Genomic DNA, 16,412 nt, shown 5'->3' on the forward strand with positions numbered 1-16,412 from the left:
GCACCACCAATAGAGTTTTTGTGCAGATAAAGGCCCCTTGAGTCGCTCAAGGGGCCTTTATCTGCACAAAAACTCGTCAAGAGCAGCGTCCGACGGCGACGCTTACCCTACGACGGCGGCGCCGGCCTTACGTTCGCACCAGACCTGGACGCGCTACGCGTGCGCGTGGAGCTTCGGGAGGGCGTCCACCAGCGGGGCGAGCTCGGGGATCTCGTGGGCCTCGGCGAGGGCGCGTTCCAGCGTGGCGTCGTGGACGGGCCGCGCCGTCTCCAGCAGGCTGATGCCGCTCGGCGTGAGCTCCGTGTAGATGCCGCGCCGGTCGTCCGCGCACAGAACGCGGGTCAGCAGGCCCCGGTCCTCGAGCCTGTTCACCAGCCTGGTGGTGGCGCTCGCGCTCAGCGCCGTGGCGCGTGCCAGCTGCTGCATGCGCATATGCCAGCCGTCCTGCCTGCTGAGGGCATCCAGCACCGTGTACTCCACGACAGACAGTTGGGCCTCTGCCTGGAGCGAGCGTTCCAGCTCCGACTCAATGAGCCCGTGCAAGGCCGCCAGGGTGCGCCACCCCTGCGCGCGGACTTCAACGGCGTCGTCCTTGATGCCCATCTTGTGTTTCCCTTCGGATCGTGTACCAGCCGGACGTGTACCGGGGCACAACAATTAATAGTTGCTTGCGCGTGGTATCTGCTTATGCAACAATAAATAACGCGTCTGCAACTACTAGCTTAGGCGCGCTACCCCTCCCCGTACAGTTCCCCGTATATCCACCCGTACAGCCTCGAAGGAGCATTCCCATGCCTATTGGCCTCCTAGCCCTCGCCCTTGGCGGGTTCGGGATCGGACTCACCGAGTTTGTGATCATGGGCCTGCTGCCCGAAGTGGCCGCCGACTTCAACGTCAGCGAGGCCACCGCCGGCTGGCTGATCTCCGGCTACGCCCTCGCCGTCGTCGTCGGCGCCCTGCTGCTCACCGCGGCCGTGACGCGCTTCGAGCGCAAGCCCGTGCTCGCGCTCCTGCTGGTGCTGTTCATCGCCGGCAACCTGATCTCCGCCGTGGCCCCCGACTACCCGCTGATGATGATCGGCCGGGTCGTTGCCGCCCTGGCCCACGGTGCCTTCTTTGGTGTCGGGGCCGTGGTGGCCGCCGATATGGTGGCGCCCACCAAAAAGGCGGGTGCCATCGCCATCATGTTCACCGGCCTGACCGCCGCTAATGTCCTCGGTGTCCCTTTCGGCACCATGCTCGGCCAGGCGGCCGGCTGGCGCTCCACCTTCTGGGCCATCACGGGCGTCGGCGTCCTGGCTCTGGCCGGCATCCTGATGCTGGTGCCCCGCACCGGACGCGGCGGCGCCGCGAAGTCTGCCCCCGGTGGGCTCCGGAGCGAACTCGGCGCCTTCCGCTCCGCCCAGGTCTGGCTGTCCATCCTCGTGACCATCCTCGGCTACGGTGGCATGTTCGGCGCCTTCACCTACATTGCCTTCACCCTCACCGAAGTGACCGGCTTTGCAGCGTCGACCGTGCCCTGGCTCCTGATCCTCTTCGGCGTCGGACTGTTCATCGGGAACACTGTTGGCGGCAAGGCTGCCGACCGCAACGTGGACCGGACGCTGCTGGTGGTCCTTGCTGTGCTGGTGGTGGTCCTGGCGGCTTTCGCCCAGACGGCCGGCAACCAGCCCCTCACCGTTGCCTCCATCGTTCTGATGGGCGGCTTCGGTTTCGCCACTGTGCCGGGACTGCAGCTGCGGGTCATGAAGTACGCCAACAACGCACCCACCCTTGCGTCGGGGGCCAACATCGGCGCCTTCAACGTCGGCAACGCCCTCGGTGCCTGGCTCGGCGGCGTGACCATCACGGCCGGCCTCGGCTACACCTCACCTATCTGGGCAGGCGCCGGCATCACCCTCCTCGGCCTCGGCGTGATGGCGTTCGCGGCCTTCAATGCCAGGCGCCACGGCGCCGGACGGACGACGGCGGAAGTGCCTGCCACCGTCGGCCCGCCCGCCGCCGGTGCTCCCGCCGTCCAGCCGGCCGCAGCTGGCCGCTGAGGCGCAGTATAGGCGCGTTCGGAGCGCCGGGGATGACGGAATCGGCCGCCATTCCCGGCGCTTTTTATGCCATTTGAGCCGTACTTCAAGTTAAAACATCCTAATGTCAGGACAAACTATTGACATTGGTGAGCTGAGTCACCATGATCGAGGTAGACAGTGCTCCGGCGGCTGCAGAGAGGCAGCCCGGAACCTGAGATCAAAGGAGATTAATCGTGAAGAAGTTTTCCTGGCGGAAGGCAGCGCTCGTAGCCGCGGTCGTTCCGATGATGGCGCTGAGCGCCTGCTCCAGCACCGGAGGCAAGCCTGCAGAAAGTGGAAATGCCGGCGCCGGCGGCCAGGTGGCCAGCACGCCCCGGATCAAGATCGCCCTCGTCACCCACGCCGCTCCCGGCGACACTTTCTGGGACATCCTCCGCAAGGGGGCCGAAGAGGCTGCAGCCAAGGACAACGTGGAACTGCTCTACACCTCGGACCCCGAAGGCGGGCGCCAGGCCCAGCTGATCCAGCAGGCTATCGACCAGAAAGTGGACGGGATTGCCGTCACCCTCGCCAAGCCGGATGCGCTCAAGGATGTACTGAAGAAAGCTACGGACGCAGGTATTCCGGTTGTCAGCCTGAACTCCGGCGCTGATGTCTGGAAGAAGGTGGGCGCGTTCACCCACTTCGGCTCGGACGAGAACCTGGCCGGTGCCGCCGTCGGCGAAAAGCTGTCCTCCCTGGGCGCCAAGCACCCCATCTGCGTGATCATGGAGCAGGGTAACGTGGCCCTCGACTCCCGGTGTGCCGGCGTCAAGTCGAAGATCCCCGGCACGGAGAACCTGTTTGTCCAGGGCACTGATATGACACAGGTGTCCTCCACCGTGACCGCCAAGCTCCAGGCCACGCCCGATGCCGACGCCATCATCGGACTCGGCGCACCGTTCACACTGACCATCAACAAGGCGGTGGAGTCGCTGAACATGCAGAGCAAGGTCAAGGTGGCTTCCTTCGACATGAACGGTGACCTGGCCCAGGCCATCATCGACGGCAAGGTTGCGTTCACGGTGGACCAGCAGCCGTGGCTGCAGGGCTACGGCTCCATCGACGCGCTCTGGCAGGTTAAACGGGCGGGCATCCACGTCGGCGGCGGCCTTCCGGTGCTGACCGGCCCGTCCATCATCGATAAAGCCGCCGCTCCAGACGTGCTCAAATTCGCCAAGGAAGGCATCCGCTAAGGATTCCTTGAGTCGGGTTCCGGGGCTTGGCCGCCCCGGAACCCGTCCCGAGTAGGAGAAAACACCATGACTCAAGTAGCCGTACAGCTCAAAGCGCCCGATGAGCGCGTTGCGAAGCGCAACCCGCTCCAGCAACTTCTCGGCCGGCCCGAAGTGGGCGCCCTGGTGGGCGCCATCGTGCTCTTTATCTTTTTTGCTTCTGTCTCGCAGACCTTTATTCAGCCGGCGTCGTTCGCCACAGTGCTATACGGCAGCTCCACCATCGGCATCATGGCGGTGGGTGTGTCCTTGCTGATGATCGGCGGCGAGTTTGACCTCTCCACCGGTGTGGCCGTCATCAGCTCCGCGCTGACGGCGTCGATGTTCAGCTGGTACTTCAGCACGAACGTCTGGGTCGGCGTGCTCCTGGCACTGGCCGTCTCCCTGACCATCGGCTTCATCAACGGCTGGATCCTGATGAAGACCAAACTGCCCAGCTTCATCGTTACGCTGGCCACCTTCCTTATGCTGACAGGGCTGAACCTGGGCCTGACCCGCATGATCGGCGGCGGCGTGTCCTCCCCGTCAATCTCCACCATGGACGGCTACACGTCGGCGCAGGCGGTCTTTTCGTCCTCCGTGAACATCGGCGGCGTCGACGTGAAGAACACCGTCTTCATCTGGATCGTCCTCGTGGCAGCGGCCTCCTGGGTGCTCTTGCGTACCAAGGTGGGCAACTGGATCTTCGCAGTCGGCGGCGACGCCAACGCGGCCCGCGCCGTGGGTGTCCCCGTTAAGGCGACCAAGATCGGGCTGTTCATGGCGGTCGGTTTCTGCGGCTGGATCCTGGGCATGCACAACCTCTTCGCATTCGACGCCGTCCAGTCCGGCGAAGGCGTGGGCAACGAATTCCTCTACATCATCGCCGCCGTCATCGGCGGATGCCTCCTCACCGGCGGCTACGGCTCGGCCGTGGGCGGTGCGATCGGCGCGTTCATCTTCGGCATGGCCAACAAAGGCATCGTCTACGCCCAGTGGAACCCGGACTGGTTCAAGTTCTTCCTGGGCCTGATGCTGCTCCTGGCCACCATCGTGAACCTGATCGTCAAGCGCCGCGCAGACTCAAGTAAGGGCTGAACACCATGAACGCCAAACAGATCGACCAGCAGCAGCTCCTCAGGGACGAGAAGGACCCGCTGACCCATACCCCGGTGCACCTCCTCTCGCTGGAAAACGTCGGCAAACACTACGGCAACATCGTGGCGCTCACCGACGTCACCATGGCAGTCGACAACGGCCGCGTCACCTGCGTCCTGGGGGACAACGGCGCCGGCAAGTCCACTCTGATCAAGATCATCGCCGGGCTGCACCAGCACGACGAGGGCGTCCTGCACGTCATGGGCGCCGAACGGAAATTCGGTTCACCCCGAGACGCCCTGGACGCCGGCATCGCCACCGTCTACCAGGACCTCGCCGTCGTCCCCCTGATGCCCATTTGGCGCAACTTCTTCCTCGGCTCGGAACTGACCACCGGCGTCGGCCCGTTCAAGAGCATGGACGTCCAGAAGATGAAGGACATCACCAAGAAGGAACTTGCCGACATGGGCATCGACCTTCGCGACGTCGAGCAGCCCATCGGCCAGCTCTCCGGCGGTGAACGCCAGTGCGTCGCGATCGCCCGCGCCGTCTACTTCGGCGCCAAGGTCCTGATCCTGGACGAACCCACCGCAGCCCTTGGCGTCAAGCAGTCCGGCGTCGTCCTGCGCTACATTCTGCAGGCCCGCGACCGCGGACTGGGCGTCATCTTCATCACCCACAACCCTCACCACGCCTTCCCCGTCGGTGACCGGTTCCTGCTGCTCAAGCGCGGCAAATCGATCGGCTACTACGACAAGAAGGACATCACCCTCGATGAACTCACCGCCCAGATGGCCGGCGGTGCCGAACTTGCCGAACTCGCCCACGAGCTCGAACAACTTGGCGGCCACGGTGACGTTGTAAAGGAAGTCCAAGGTGAAATGGCAGGAGTGGAGCACTCGACAGGCAAGGCATATACGTAGCAGCCGCTGACGAACGGGGCCGGGCTGCTGCCCAGCCCCGCGCAGCCATGCCGCAGCCAGGCCCGTGGGGCCGGACAGTAGTTTTGACCAATTGAAAGGACGAGCCCTTGGCTTACATCACCCAAAACTTTTCAGGACTTCCGGCGCCCGTACGGATCGGCCTCATCGGCTCCGGCTGGATGGGCGCGTTCCATGCCGAAAGTATCGCCCGCCGCGTCCCGGGTGCAGTCCTTGCAGCCATAGCGGACCCCAATGTTGAGTCCGCGGAGGCACTTGCCCGCTCCTTGGGCACAGCGAAAGTGACGGGAAACGCCGAAGACATCCTGGCTGATCCGGAGATCGACGCCGTGGTCATCGCCAGCCCCGTGCGCTTCCACTCTTCACTTATCGCCCAGGCTGCTGCCGCCGGGAAACACGTGTTCTGCGAGAAGCCGGCCGGCCAGGGGCTCGAGGAGCTGGACGCCGCCCTCGCCGCGGTGGAGGCAGCGGGAGTGCACTTCCAGATTGGCTTCAACCGCCGCTACGCTGACGACTTCCAGGCTGCCAAGAAGGACCTGGCCGCCGGCGTGGCCGGGACACCGCAGCTCCTGCGCTCGCTGACCCGCGACCCCGGCAACGGAAGCATCCCGCATGCGGCCAGGGTTCCGGCCTGGACCATTTTCCTGGAGACCCTGATCCACGACTTCGACACCCTCAACTGGTTCAACCAAGGCGCCGAACCCGTGGAGGTCTATGCTGTCGCCGATGCGCTGGTTGAACCCGGTCTTCGTGACCAGGGCTTCCTGGACACCGCCGTGGTGACCATCCGCTACAGCAACGGTGCCGTCGCCGTGGCCGAAGCCAACTTCAGCGCACTGTACGGTTACGACATCCGCGGCGAGGTGTTCGGCTCCAAGGGAATGGTGCAGGCCGGCCGGGCTACGGAAACAGCCGCACGCCGGTACACCGCCGAGGGAATGTCCGCCGATACGCCGAGGCTCAACGTCGAACTCTTCCGGCAGGCCTATACGGATGAACTCGCCGATTTCGCTGACGCGGTGCGGGCACAGCGCGACGGTGTGCCGTCGTCCTCGTCCGCCTTCACCCTCACACCGGGAGCCGCGGACGCGAGGCGAGCGCTTGCCATGGCGCTGGCCTGCATCGAGTCGGTCAAGCAAAATGCGCCTGTGGCCGTTCCGGGACTGGCAGCATCAGCAGCAGTCGGCGGCAGGGCAGGAGCCTGATGCGCCTGGCTGTTTGCGCCGAGATGGTGTTTACCGACCTTCCGTTTCCTGAACGTGTGCGCCGGATCCATGAGGCGGGGTTCGACGTCGAGCTGTGGGACTCGCGCAGCAAGGACATCGGCGCGCTCAAGGCCACCGGTGCCGTGTTTTCCTCCATGACCGGCTACATCTCAGGCAGCCTAGTGGATCCGGACACTGCCGACGAGGTTGTGCGCACGGCAGAGTCGCTGATCCCGACCGCCTTGGAACTCGGGGTCAGTCGGTTGGTGGTGCACCCTGCGGAACTCATCGACGGCCACGCCGCGCGCCCCGTCTACCGGTCCACCGGCCGGATGTGGAGCACGGGTGCCAAGACGTTGGAGCGACTCGGCCGGCTTGGCGAAAAGTACGGCGTGACCTTCTGCCTCGAGAACCTCAACACCATCCTCGACCACCCCGGCATCCCGCTGGCACGCGCCAAGGACACGCTGGCATTGGTGGAGGCCGCGGGTCACCCCAACGCGAAACTTATGCTGGACCTGTACCACGCACAGCTGGGGGAGGGGAACCTCATTGAGCTTGTCCGGACTGCCCTGCCGTACATCGGCGAGATCCAGGTGGCGGATGTACCCGGCCGCTGTGAACCGGGGACGGGGGAAATCAATTACTCTGCGGTCGCCAGGGCGCTCGCGGAAGCCCGATACCAGGGAACCGTAGGCATGGAAGCCTGGGCCAGCGGCGACAGCGAAGCCGCGCTTGATGCCTTCCGGGCCGCATTCACCGTCTATGCAGAGGAGAAATCATGAGCGAGGTCGTTCTTGGCCTGGTGGGCGTAGGACGGATCGGCGTGATGCATGCCAAGAACATCACGGCACTCAACGGCGTCCTCAACCCGGAGGGCATCAACGTCAGCCTCAGGCTCACCGACGTGGCGGAAGAACACGCCCGCTCCGTCGCAGCCGGTCTCGGCGCGGAATTCCTTCCTTCCGTGGAAGCCCTCATCGCCTCCGCCGTCGACGGCCTGGTGATTGCAACGGGCACTGCGACCCATCCGGAGCTGATCAAAGCCGGGGTGGACGCCGGGATCCCCGTGTTCTGCGAAAAGCCGGTGGCCATGAACGTGGCGGACGCCCTGCCGGTGGTCGACGATGTCCGGGACAAGCAGGGCGTTGTGCAGATAGGCCACCAGCGCCGCTTTGATGCCGGCTACCTGGAGGCCCGGCGCGCGTACCAGGCGGGGGAGCTGGGCTGGATCCATTCCCTGCGCGCCGTCACCTGCGACATGACGCCCCCACCCGTGGAGTTCCTGGCAGGCTCCGGCGGACTTTTCCGGGACTGCTCGGTCCACGATTTTGACATTCTTCGCTGGCTGACCGGCCGGGAAATCGTCGAGGTTTATGCCAAGGGCTCCAACAACGGCGACCCGGCCATCGGTGAAGTGGGGGACGTGGACACGGCACTGGCGCTGGTGACGTTCGACGACGGGACCGTGGGTACCGTCTCCGCCACCCGTTACAACGGGGCGGGCCACGACGTCCGGCTGGAGATCCAGGGATCCCGCAAGTCACTGATGGTGGGCCTGGACGACAAGACCGCGATGGCCTCGGCCGAAGCCGGCGTGGACTTTCCAGCGGGCGAGGCCCACAAGACTTTTGCCGAACGGTTCGACCAGGCCTACCGCTCCGAGATGGAGGCCTTCGTGGAGCTGATCCTGGGCAGGCGTGAGAACCCCTGCACGCCGGAAGACGCCGTGGCTGCATCCCGGGTGGCCGACGCCGCCCAGGAATCGCTGGCAACCGGGCTTCCGGTCCGCGTGGCCCAGAAGGTGGCGCGCTAGTTTCGCGTAGATGTGGCTGATGCCCCTCATCCTGTGGAGAGGGGCATCAGTTGTCTTTGGGAACTACGCGGTGAACGGCAGCCTGGGGTCCACGTCCTGGCCCGCCCAGGTCTGCCGGATCCAGCCGTGGTGCGGGTCGTCGCTGATGAGCCAGTCGCGGACGCGGCCGGGACCGGCCATGACGTTCAGGTAGTAGAGGTCGTAACCCGGTGCGGCCATGGCGGGTCCGTGCCAGCCGTAGGGCACCAGGACGACGTCCCCGGTGCGGACCTCGGCCGCGACGTCGATCGGCCGCTCGTCCGAGGCGTAGACCCGGGCGTAGCCGACCGCGTCCGCGTCCTGCGGAGCGCCAGAGCCCGGGGCGACCCGGGTCTCGAAGTAGTAGATCTCCTCGAGGCTGGTTTCGCCGTCCTTTTCCTCGTCGTGCTTGTGCGGGGGATAGGAGGACCAGTTGCCGGCGGGGGTGATGACTTCGCAGACGATGAAGCGATCGGCTTCCAGCGCGGCCGGGGTGCCGAAGTTGTGTACCTGGCGGGAGCAGTTGCCGGCGCCGCGGAGCTCCACGGGGGTCTCGGCGGCGGTCACGAGCCGCGTGGGGTAGGACGCCTTGGCGGGAGCCGTCGCAACGGCAACCCTGCCGCCGTCGGCCGAGCTGATGGTGACCGCTTTCCCGGTGCCCGTGTAGAGCACATCGCTGGGGCCGTTGAACACGCTGCTCCGGCCAGCCAGTTGGTAGTCCTGGCCATCGACGGCGACCCTAAAGGTTCCGCTGAGCGGAACCACAATGCGTTCCTCATCTGCAGCAGGAAGTTCGACGGCGGCACCGGCGGGCAAGGTGGCCACCTTGAGCCCCGTATGGGCCCAGCCGTCCACCTCCAGCGCGGAGTCGGAGGTGCCCAGGGAGATGTCCCATTTGCCCTCGGCGGCGGAACCCAGCGGATATACCCAGTTGGCCATAGATTTAGTCTTTCGTTTGAGTGCGTGCGTGCGTGTTTGCTGGCAGCGCTTAGCGCAGGCGCCTAAAGGCCGGCGACTAGCGCTGGACGAGGGTCATTTCAAAGCTGTAGGAGTCACCGCGGTAGACGTGGTGCCCGGTTTCCACCATGCGTCCTGTGTCATCCACCGCGGTGCGTTCCATGGTCACCAGGGCCGAACCGGGCTGCGTGTCCAGCAGGGGCGCCTGGTAGTCGTTGGCCACCATTGCACCGATGCGCTGCGACGCCAGCCGGAAGTTCACGCCACCGTTGCGCAGGATCCCGTACAGGCCCTGCGCGGCGAGCTGAGCCTCGTTGATGGGAGTGATGTCGTCGCGGACCCAGTTTTCCATCAGGGCCAGCGGCTTCCCGCCCACCTTGCGCAGCCTGGTGAAGTGGTAGACCTTGGCACCAGCAGGAAGCTGGAGGGCTTCACGCGTAGCGGCGTCGGCCTCGATGTGGGAGAAGCTGAGCACGTCGGTGGTCGGCTTGCTCCCGTTGTTGCTGAGATCGTCATAGAGGCTGGAGAGTTCCAGCGGCCTGCGGACCTGGCTGGAAACAACCTGCGTCCCCACACCGCGCTTGCGGACCAGGAGTCCGGAACGCACCAGTTCATCCATGGCCTTGCGCATGGTGGGACGGGACAGATTCAGCTGGGCCGCCAGGTCGATCTCGTTGTCCAGCCGGCTGCCGGGCGGGAGTACCCCGGTGTGGATGGCGGACTCGATGCCCTGGACTACCTGGTGGTAGAGGGGCACCGGCGAAGAGCGGTCGATGCTGAGATTAAGTTGATTCGCCACTGAGCGCTCCCTTGTGCTCCGCGCATGCCCGTGGTGGCGGGCTATCCGCGTATATCAGGCGTATGTTCGCTTGATAGGACATACTGCCTTTTTGACGATAATAGCAGGAGGATTTGGGTGCGCCAAGGATCCAGCCGCACCACCAGTGCCAGGCACATCCAGTAGCGGCGGCGCGGCTATTTCTTGCTGCGGCACACCTCAACAAAGGCCCGGAAGGGCACCACGCGTTCCTCGGCGGGCAGCTCACGGGCCTCAGGGTGCCATTGGACCGAGGCAACCCAGCGCTGCGGATCCTCGAGCGCCTCCACGGTTCCGTCGGCAGCACGCGCCGTGACCACCAGGCCTTCCGCAACCCTTGCCACTGCCTGGTGATGGCCCGAGGCGATCTTAACCGTCAGTCCTTCCGGCTTGCTGTCCGGGCTGTAGAGCCCCGCCACCTTGGAGCCGGGGACAACGTCAACGTCGTGCCAGGCCCACGGGCCGCTGCTGTCCGGGTCGGTGCCAGCCGACGCAGGCTCGTGGTGTATCACCTCGCCCGCGGGCATGTCCTGGATCAGCGTGCCGCCGTAAAGGACATTCAGGAGCTGGTGTCCACGGCAGATCCCGAACAGGGGCAGGCTTTCGTCGATGGTTATGCGGGCAACTGCCAGGTCCAGCGCGTCCTGCGCCGGGTTTACGTCGTAGCATTCCGCGCGCTGCTCTTCGCCGTAGAGCCTCGGGTCCAGGTCGCCGCCGCCGGGGAGTACGACGCCGGCGAGCCCCTTGAGCGTTTCGGCCAACCCGGCGTCGCCGGTTTCGGCGGTGAGAAGAACCGGCTCCCCGCCGCCGTCGCGGACCAAGGACACGATGTATTCGAAGAGCCCGGTGGCTTCCCTGACCCTGGGATCAGGATCGAGGGAGCTGCTGAGGCGGACCGGGATCCCGATGCGGGGGCCGCCCGGTGACAGTGGAGAAGTGTGCATGACTCATTTTGCAACAGCCCGCAACGGTTGGGCTTTCCGGAGGGACGACCAAAACCTCCAGGATGCTGATCCGTGCAGTGTTCGACAGTATTGTTGAAGGCGCCGGAGCAGAGGGCAGGACCGAAGGTAGGAGGCAGGATGGGCCGCAGGACACTCGTTGACCACCTCGTCGACGGCCTGCTCGACGACATCCTCGAAGGCCGGCTGAAACCCCACGATGCCATCCCGCCCGAGGCGGACATCGCGAAGACCTATGACGTCAGCCGGCTCACGGTGCGCGAGGCACTCAAGGCATTGCGGGCGCAGAACATTCTCTACGTTAAGGCCGGCCGCGGCACCTTCGTGAACCCCTCGGACAACTGGACCGGGCTGGACGCCATTTTCAAGGCCGCCTCGCACGGGAACGGAGCTGACCAGGTTTCCGTAGGGCTGATCGAAATGCGGCGCATGGTGGAAACCGGGGCCGCCGCCCTTGCCGCCAAACGGCACACTGCGGAGCATGCCGACCAAATGCGGAAGTGCATCGCTGACATGGAGCGCTCGCATGATGCCGGGGATCTGGACCGCTTTGTCGAGGCGGACATAGCGTTTCATGACGCAGTGCTGAGGGCCTCGGGCAATCCGTTTGTCCGCGCACTCTTTGCGCAGTTGGGGCAGTTGCTCTATGCGACCAGGCGCGAGACGTCGGCTGTGCCCGAAATTCAGGTGCACGCAATCGAGTACCACCAGAAGGTGATGGACAGCATCCTGAGCGGCGATGCCGAGCTCGCCCGGCGAACCATGGACGAGCACATGGAGCAGACGTACCGCGACTTCGAACGCTACATCCACCACGCCTGACGCCTCCGACTCAGCACTGCTGCGAAAACCCTTGACGTAACCCGGATCACGCTCCTATGATCTAACTCATGTTCTTTCGTCAGATGTCTGACATCAGATTTAGTTAGCCCCCACCGAACTCTCCAACATTTCCATCGGATCGCGCCCGTTCAGGAGCCGCATCCGTCAGATAGAAGGTCGATGATGACTTCACTCTCCATGCAATCCGCAGGTCTTGGCGAGCTCGGCGAACGCACGCTGCGCAAAGTCCGCCGCCGCGTTATGCCGCTGATCGTCCTGCTCTACTTTGTTGCCTACCTCGACCGCAACAACGTGGGCTTCGCCAAACTCACCATGAGCGAGGACATCGGCCTCAGCGCCGCTGCCTATGGGCTTGGTGCCGGCATTTTCTTCCTTGGCTACGCGCTGCTGGAGGTTCCGAGCAACGCAGGAATGTACCGCTTCGGTGCCCGCAAGTGGCTCGCCCGGATCCTTATTACGTGGGGCCTGTTCGCCACCGCCATGGCCTTGGTGAACGGGGAAAGCACCTACTACATCGTCCGCTTCCTGCTGGGCGCGGCCGAAGCCGGGTTCTTCCCCGCGATCCTCTTCTACCTGACGCTCTGGTTCCCCGCCGCACAGCGCGTCACCGTGCTCGGTATCTTCATCCTTGCCCAGCCCGTTTCCAACGCACTCGGCGCACCGGTGTCCGGACTCCTGCTGCAGATGGACGGCATCATGGGCCTGCAAGGCTGGCAGTGGCTCTACGTCATCGAAGGCATCCCGGCCATCCTGCTTGGCCTGCTGACTCCGATCCTGATGACCGACCGCCCGCGGGATGCCAAGTGGCTCAATGTTGAGGAGCGTGAATGGCTGGCCACCACCATGGACGCAGAACTGGCTGCCAAGTCCAAGTCCGGTAGCCACAACTTCCTGGCCGGCTTGAAGGACAAGCGCACCCTGGCGTACTCGGCCCTGTATTTCGGCCTGGTCTGCGGAATTTACGGCCTTGGCCTCTGGATGCCCACCATCGTTGCCGCCCTCGGCAAGTTCTCCACGGCCGAAGTCGGCTTTATTGTCCTGGTTCCCTACGCCATCGCCGCAGTCTTCGTGTACTTCTGGAGCAAGCGGGCGGACCGGACAGGCAAGCGCGCCTGGCACACCGCCGTCAGCATGGTGCTGGCAGGCATGGGCCTGCTCGCCGCCGGCTACCTGCTGCCGGTCAACCCCGTTCTGGCCCTGATTGCCCTCACTGCCTCGGCCATGGGGATCTATGCAGCAATCGCCCCGTTCCTGTCCATGCCTTCCGCCGCACTTACCGGCGCAGCCGCTGCCTCCGGGCTCGCCTTGGTCAACTCCCTGGGTAACCTCGGCGGCTTCGTGGCTCCATACGCCGTGGGCCTGCTCAAGGACGCCACGGGCAGCAACCAGAGCGGCCTGCTGTTCCTTTCCTTCTGCCTCTGCGTCACTGCCGTTGCCACCTATCTCTACGCCCGGAAGCGGCCTGAAGGTGACGCCGCACTTGATCCCGCAGTTGCAGCGGCCGCCAAGGCGAACACCACCAAAGTTTCCTGACCCCATTACCGACGAAAGAAAAAAGCAATGACAACCGCTTCATTCCCCGCAGATCGCACCGTAGTACTGACCGGAGCCGCCTCCGCCCGCGGCATTGGCCGTGCAGCGGCTGACCGGATGGCAGGCGAAGGCTGGTCCATCGCCATCCTGGACATCAATGCCGAGGACGCCAGGGCTGCCGCTGCCGAGATCGGCTCAAACCGCGCCGTCAAAGCCATCGGAGTGGGTGCCGACGTCTCCGACGCAGCCTCCGTGGACCGGGCGATCACCGAAATCGAAGAGACGCTTCCGCCCATCGTCGCCCTCGCCAACCTCGCCGGCATCAGCTCGCCGACGCCATTTATGGAGACGAGCGTGGAGGAATGGGACAAGGTTTTCGCCATCAACATGCGCGGAACGTTCATCGTGTCCCAGCGTGTCCTCAAGGGAATGATCGAGCGCAGGCTTGGACGCATCGTGAGCATCTCCTCGATTTCGGCCCAGCGCGGCGGCGGCACCTACTCCAAGGTTGCCTACAGCGCTTCCAAGGCCGGCATCATCGGCTTCACCCGCGCCCTTGCCCGTGAAGTGGGCGAGTTCGGCGTCACCGTCAACGCGATCGCGCCGGGCCCCATCGACACCGACATCATGGGCGGCACCCTGACCGAGGAGCGCAAGGTCCAGATGTCCGAGGGCATCATGATGGGACGGGTGGGAACCCGCGAAGAAGTCGCCGCCTTGATCTCCTTCCTGCTCGGCCAGGACTCCGGCTACATCACGGCCGCGACCTACGACATCAACGGCGGGCTCCAGGTCTCCTGACCTGAGCGTATTGCCCCGGCGGAATCCGCCGGGGCAATACCCGTTGCCGGGGCACTGCCGGTTGCAGACCCGGCGACGCTTGGAGCTGTGACTATGCTGGCACCATGAACGCTCCCACGAGCCTGAATCCAAGTCCCAGGACACTTGAAGTTGAGAGCCTCGCCAGCTTCGACAGGCTGGTCACCACCGGGGTCCGGACCATGCAAGGCTGGCATGCCCAGTCCCTGGACCTGCGCGGCCGTGCCGCCCAGTTGGCGGCAATGGACGCGCAGGGTGCCATCTTCCTGGGCTGCACGTTCGACGACGGCGTGGAGGATTTGCTTCGGGGGCGCGGGGCGCTGATCTTTCCCCGGTTGGACGGCGTGCCCTTCAATCCCTACCGCGGCCACCTGTACTCTCCGCAGGAGCTCTACGCCGGCCCGCCGGACTCGCCCTACGAAGACACCCTGGACGCCCGGGTATACCAGTGGAGCATCAGCCCCGGGCAGCGTCACCGGCTGGACGCCACGCTTGCCGCCGCGCTGCATGACCATTCGATCGGCGACGCCCTGGATGAACTTACCCGCTCCGGGGAAGACCGCTCCATGGTGGGGGTGATGGGCGGCCACACTGCGCAGCGCGGAACACCAGGTTACCGGGAAGCGGCCAACGCCGGACGGCTGCTGGCCCGCAGCGGACGGATGGTGGCCACCGGCGGGGGACCGGGGGCCATGGAGGCCGCCAACATGGGCGCGTACCTCAGCGACGTGCCGGAACCGGACTTCCTGGCGGCGCTGGAGGAAGTGGCGGAAGTGCCAGGGTTCCGCCCCTCGGTATCGGCATGGGCGCGGACGGCAGCCGCCGTCGTGGAACGCCATCCCGGCGGGACGCCGTCACTGGGGATTCCCACCTGGTTCTACGGCCACGAACCGCCCAACTACTTCGCCACCCACATCGCCAAATACTTTGCCAACGCCATCCGCGAGGCCATCCTGCTCGAGCTGTGCAACGGCGGCGTGATCTTCCTGCCGGGGTCCGCCGGCACGCTGCAGGAAATCTTCCAGGATGCCTGTGAGAACTACTACGGGGCGTCCGAAACCATCACGCCCATGGTGCTCGTTGGCGTCGAGCACTGGCAGCATCGTTATCCGGCCTGGCCGCTGCTGTGGAGCCTGGCGGCGGGCAGGGCCATGGCGGACAGGATCTTCCTGGTGGACAGTGTGCAGGAAGCCCTTGAGGTCATAGCGGGTAGACCTTCGGCAGGCTAGAGATCCTTGCGGCAAGCGGTCCGGCCCAGCTGGTACAGGCCGTTGAGGTCGCCAGCGGCAAGGCCGTCCGGGGTGCCGATTTCCGGGTACATCAGCTGCAGGGGATCATCAACGTGCTCGAGCCCCATCACGTGGGACAGTTCGTGCAGGATCACTGCGGTGGCATACTGCGAACCCTGCGGCCGTTCAAGCTCGCCGGCGAGCTGCGGGGCATCGAGGTCAAGGCTGCCGGTGACGAAGGTCTTCGGGCCGCCGTCGAAGCTGTAGTGGGTGCTGCCTCCGGTGCCGATCACCTGCCCCTTCAGCTTGGGAGCGGCTTCCGGGGTTGTCCACGAGATCAGCAGCGGCGCCCAGCGCTCGCCGTACGTTTCAGGCTGGTAGGGATCGCGGTCCTCGGACGGCGCTTCCGTGGTGGCGCCGTCGTTGATGAAACGGATGCCCGTCGCGCGGGCAATGGTGCCGATCGCGTCCTCCACCAGGTTTTCCGCGCCGGCCGGTGCAAGCCCGGCATTGACGACGTAGTGCAGCGGCCGGCAGGGCGAGTAGCCCACGGGCGTGCCGTCGTCGTTCGTGGCCAGGAACTTGAACGAATCACTGGGTGACGGCGGCACTTCCGCGGTTCCCAGCGGACGCTCCGCTTCCTCGAACCCGGGGGGAGGAGCGTCCGTACCCACTGCTTCGGCAGCCGATCCCGGCCGCTGGTCCGCGGCCTGTCCGTCCGGGACAGTGCTGTTTCGGAACTCAAAAAGGCCCACAAAACGGGGGTCGCCGTAAAACAGGCCGGCAGCAGTGAAGGCCGCCGCCGCGATGAGGCCGGTAAGGGCCACATTGCGGGAAATCCGGGCGGTTGTGCCCATCCGGCTCGAATGCCGTGGTCGCCGCTGCCCGGACGGCGGG

16 protein-coding genes are annotated in these 16,412 nt (G+C 65.2%); 11 read left to right on the forward strand and 5 right to left on the reverse strand.

Translation table 11 applies throughout. The features are described 5' to 3' along the window. Positions 1–153: 153 nt before the first annotated feature. A complete protein-coding gene (locus tag J7I92_RS12530; RefSeq protein ID WP_214840965.1) occupies positions 154–603 on the reverse strand; it encodes a MarR family winged helix-turn-helix transcriptional regulator in 450 nt (149 codons plus the stop codon). Positions 604–791: 188 nt separating this feature from the next. Here J7I92_RS12530 and J7I92_RS12535 point away from each other — a divergent pair, with 188 nt between their 5' ends. The 7 genes from J7I92_RS12535 (at position 792) to J7I92_RS12565 (ending at position 8,337) form a co-directional block, all read left to right on the forward strand. Continuing rightward, positions 792–2,042: an MFS transporter gene (locus J7I92_RS12535; protein WP_251039862.1), complete on the forward strand. Its 1,251-nt coding sequence runs from the start codon at positions 792–794 to the stop codon at positions 2,040–2,042. A 215-nt stretch (positions 2,043–2,257) separates the two neighbouring features. Continuing rightward, positions 2,258–3,259: a substrate-binding domain-containing protein gene (locus tag J7I92_RS12540; protein WP_214840966.1), complete on the forward strand. Its 1,002-nt coding sequence runs from the start codon at positions 2,258–2,260 to the stop codon at positions 3,257–3,259. A 66-nt stretch (positions 3,260–3,325) separates the two neighbouring features. Continuing rightward, positions 3,326–4,375 (forward strand): ABC transporter permease, encoded by a 1,050-nt coding sequence (locus tag J7I92_RS12545; protein ID WP_214840967.1) that lies wholly within the window; start codon positions 3,326–3,328, stop codon positions 4,373–4,375. 5 nt (positions 4,376–4,380) lie between these two features. After that, complete coding sequence (locus J7I92_RS12550) at positions 4,381–5,298, forward strand: ATP-binding cassette domain-containing protein (RefSeq protein ID WP_214840969.1); 918 nt, start codon at positions 4,381–4,383, stop codon at positions 5,296–5,298. Positions 5,299–5,405: 107 nt separating this feature from the next. Further along, positions 5,406–6,521: a Gfo/Idh/MocA family oxidoreductase gene (locus J7I92_RS12555; RefSeq protein WP_214840971.1), complete on the forward strand. Its 1,116-nt coding sequence runs from the start codon at positions 5,406–5,408 to the stop codon at positions 6,519–6,521. Continuing rightward, positions 6,521–7,306 (forward strand): TIM barrel protein, encoded by a 786-nt coding sequence (locus J7I92_RS12560; protein WP_214840973.1) that lies wholly within the window; start codon positions 6,521–6,523, stop codon positions 7,304–7,306. The genes J7I92_RS12555 and J7I92_RS12560 overlap by 1 nt, the downstream gene beginning before the upstream one ends. After that, positions 7,303–8,337, forward strand: a complete 1,035-nt coding sequence (locus J7I92_RS12565; protein ID WP_214840975.1) for a Gfo/Idh/MocA family oxidoreductase — start codon at positions 7,303–7,305, stop codon at positions 8,335–8,337. The genes J7I92_RS12560 and J7I92_RS12565 overlap by 4 nt, the downstream gene beginning before the upstream one ends. A gap of 63 nt (positions 8,338–8,400) precedes the next feature. Here the strand turns inward: J7I92_RS12565 and iolB are convergent, their stop codons facing one another. The 3 genes from iolB to J7I92_RS12580 all read right to left on the reverse strand — a co-directional run bounded on the left by iolB (position 8,401) and on the right by J7I92_RS12580 (position 11,073). Then, positions 8,401–9,294, reverse strand: coding sequence for a 5-deoxy-glucuronate isomerase (iolB, locus tag J7I92_RS12570; protein ID WP_214840976.1), 894 nt, complete (start codon positions 9,292–9,294; stop codon positions 8,401–8,403). 76 nt (positions 9,295–9,370) lie between these two features. Then, the gene (locus tag J7I92_RS12575; RefSeq protein WP_214840977.1) at positions 9,371–10,111 is read right to left on the reverse strand and encodes a GntR family transcriptional regulator; all 741 of its coding nucleotides are present in this window, start codon (positions 10,109–10,111) and stop codon (positions 9,371–9,373) included. A gap of 176 nt (positions 10,112–10,287) precedes the next feature. Next, the gene (locus tag J7I92_RS12580) at positions 10,288–11,073 is read right to left on the reverse strand and encodes a gamma-glutamyl-gamma-aminobutyrate hydrolase family protein (RefSeq protein ID WP_214840978.1); all 786 of its coding nucleotides are present in this window, start codon (positions 11,071–11,073) and stop codon (positions 10,288–10,290) included. Positions 11,074–11,211: 138 nt separating this feature from the next. Between J7I92_RS12580 and J7I92_RS12585 the strand changes: the two genes are divergently transcribed. The 4 genes from J7I92_RS12585 (at position 11,212) to J7I92_RS12600 (ending at position 15,515) form a co-directional block, all read left to right on the forward strand. Further along, a complete protein-coding gene (locus tag J7I92_RS12585) occupies positions 11,212–11,913 on the forward strand; it encodes a FadR/GntR family transcriptional regulator (RefSeq protein WP_214840979.1) in 702 nt (233 codons plus the stop codon). Positions 11,914–12,093: 180 nt separating this feature from the next. Continuing rightward, entirely contained in the window at positions 12,094–13,467 is a 1,374-nt protein-coding gene (locus tag J7I92_RS12590) for an MFS transporter (RefSeq protein WP_396020379.1), read from the forward strand. Positions 13,468–13,494: 27 nt separating this feature from the next. Continuing rightward, on the forward strand, positions 13,495–14,268 hold the full coding sequence (locus tag J7I92_RS12595; protein ID WP_214840981.1) for an SDR family NAD(P)-dependent oxidoreductase: 774 nt from the start codon (positions 13,495–13,497) through the stop codon (positions 14,266–14,268). A gap of 104 nt (positions 14,269–14,372) precedes the next feature. Then, on the forward strand, positions 14,373–15,515 hold the full coding sequence (locus J7I92_RS12600) for an LOG family protein (RefSeq protein WP_214840982.1): 1,143 nt from the start codon (positions 14,373–14,375) through the stop codon (positions 15,513–15,515). Here the strand turns inward: J7I92_RS12600 and J7I92_RS12605 are convergent. Further along, the gene (locus J7I92_RS12605) at positions 15,512–16,372 is read right to left on the reverse strand and encodes a matrixin family metalloprotease (protein WP_251039863.1); all 861 of its coding nucleotides are present in this window, start codon (positions 16,370–16,372) and stop codon (positions 15,512–15,514) included. The genes J7I92_RS12600 and J7I92_RS12605 overlap by 4 nt on opposite strands. Between the last annotated feature and the right edge of the window lie 40 nt (positions 16,373–16,412).

Source organism: Arthrobacter sp. ISL-72 (genome assembly GCF_018613755.1).
Classification (GTDB): Bacteria; Actinomycetota; Actinomycetes; order Actinomycetales; family Micrococcaceae; genus Arthrobacter.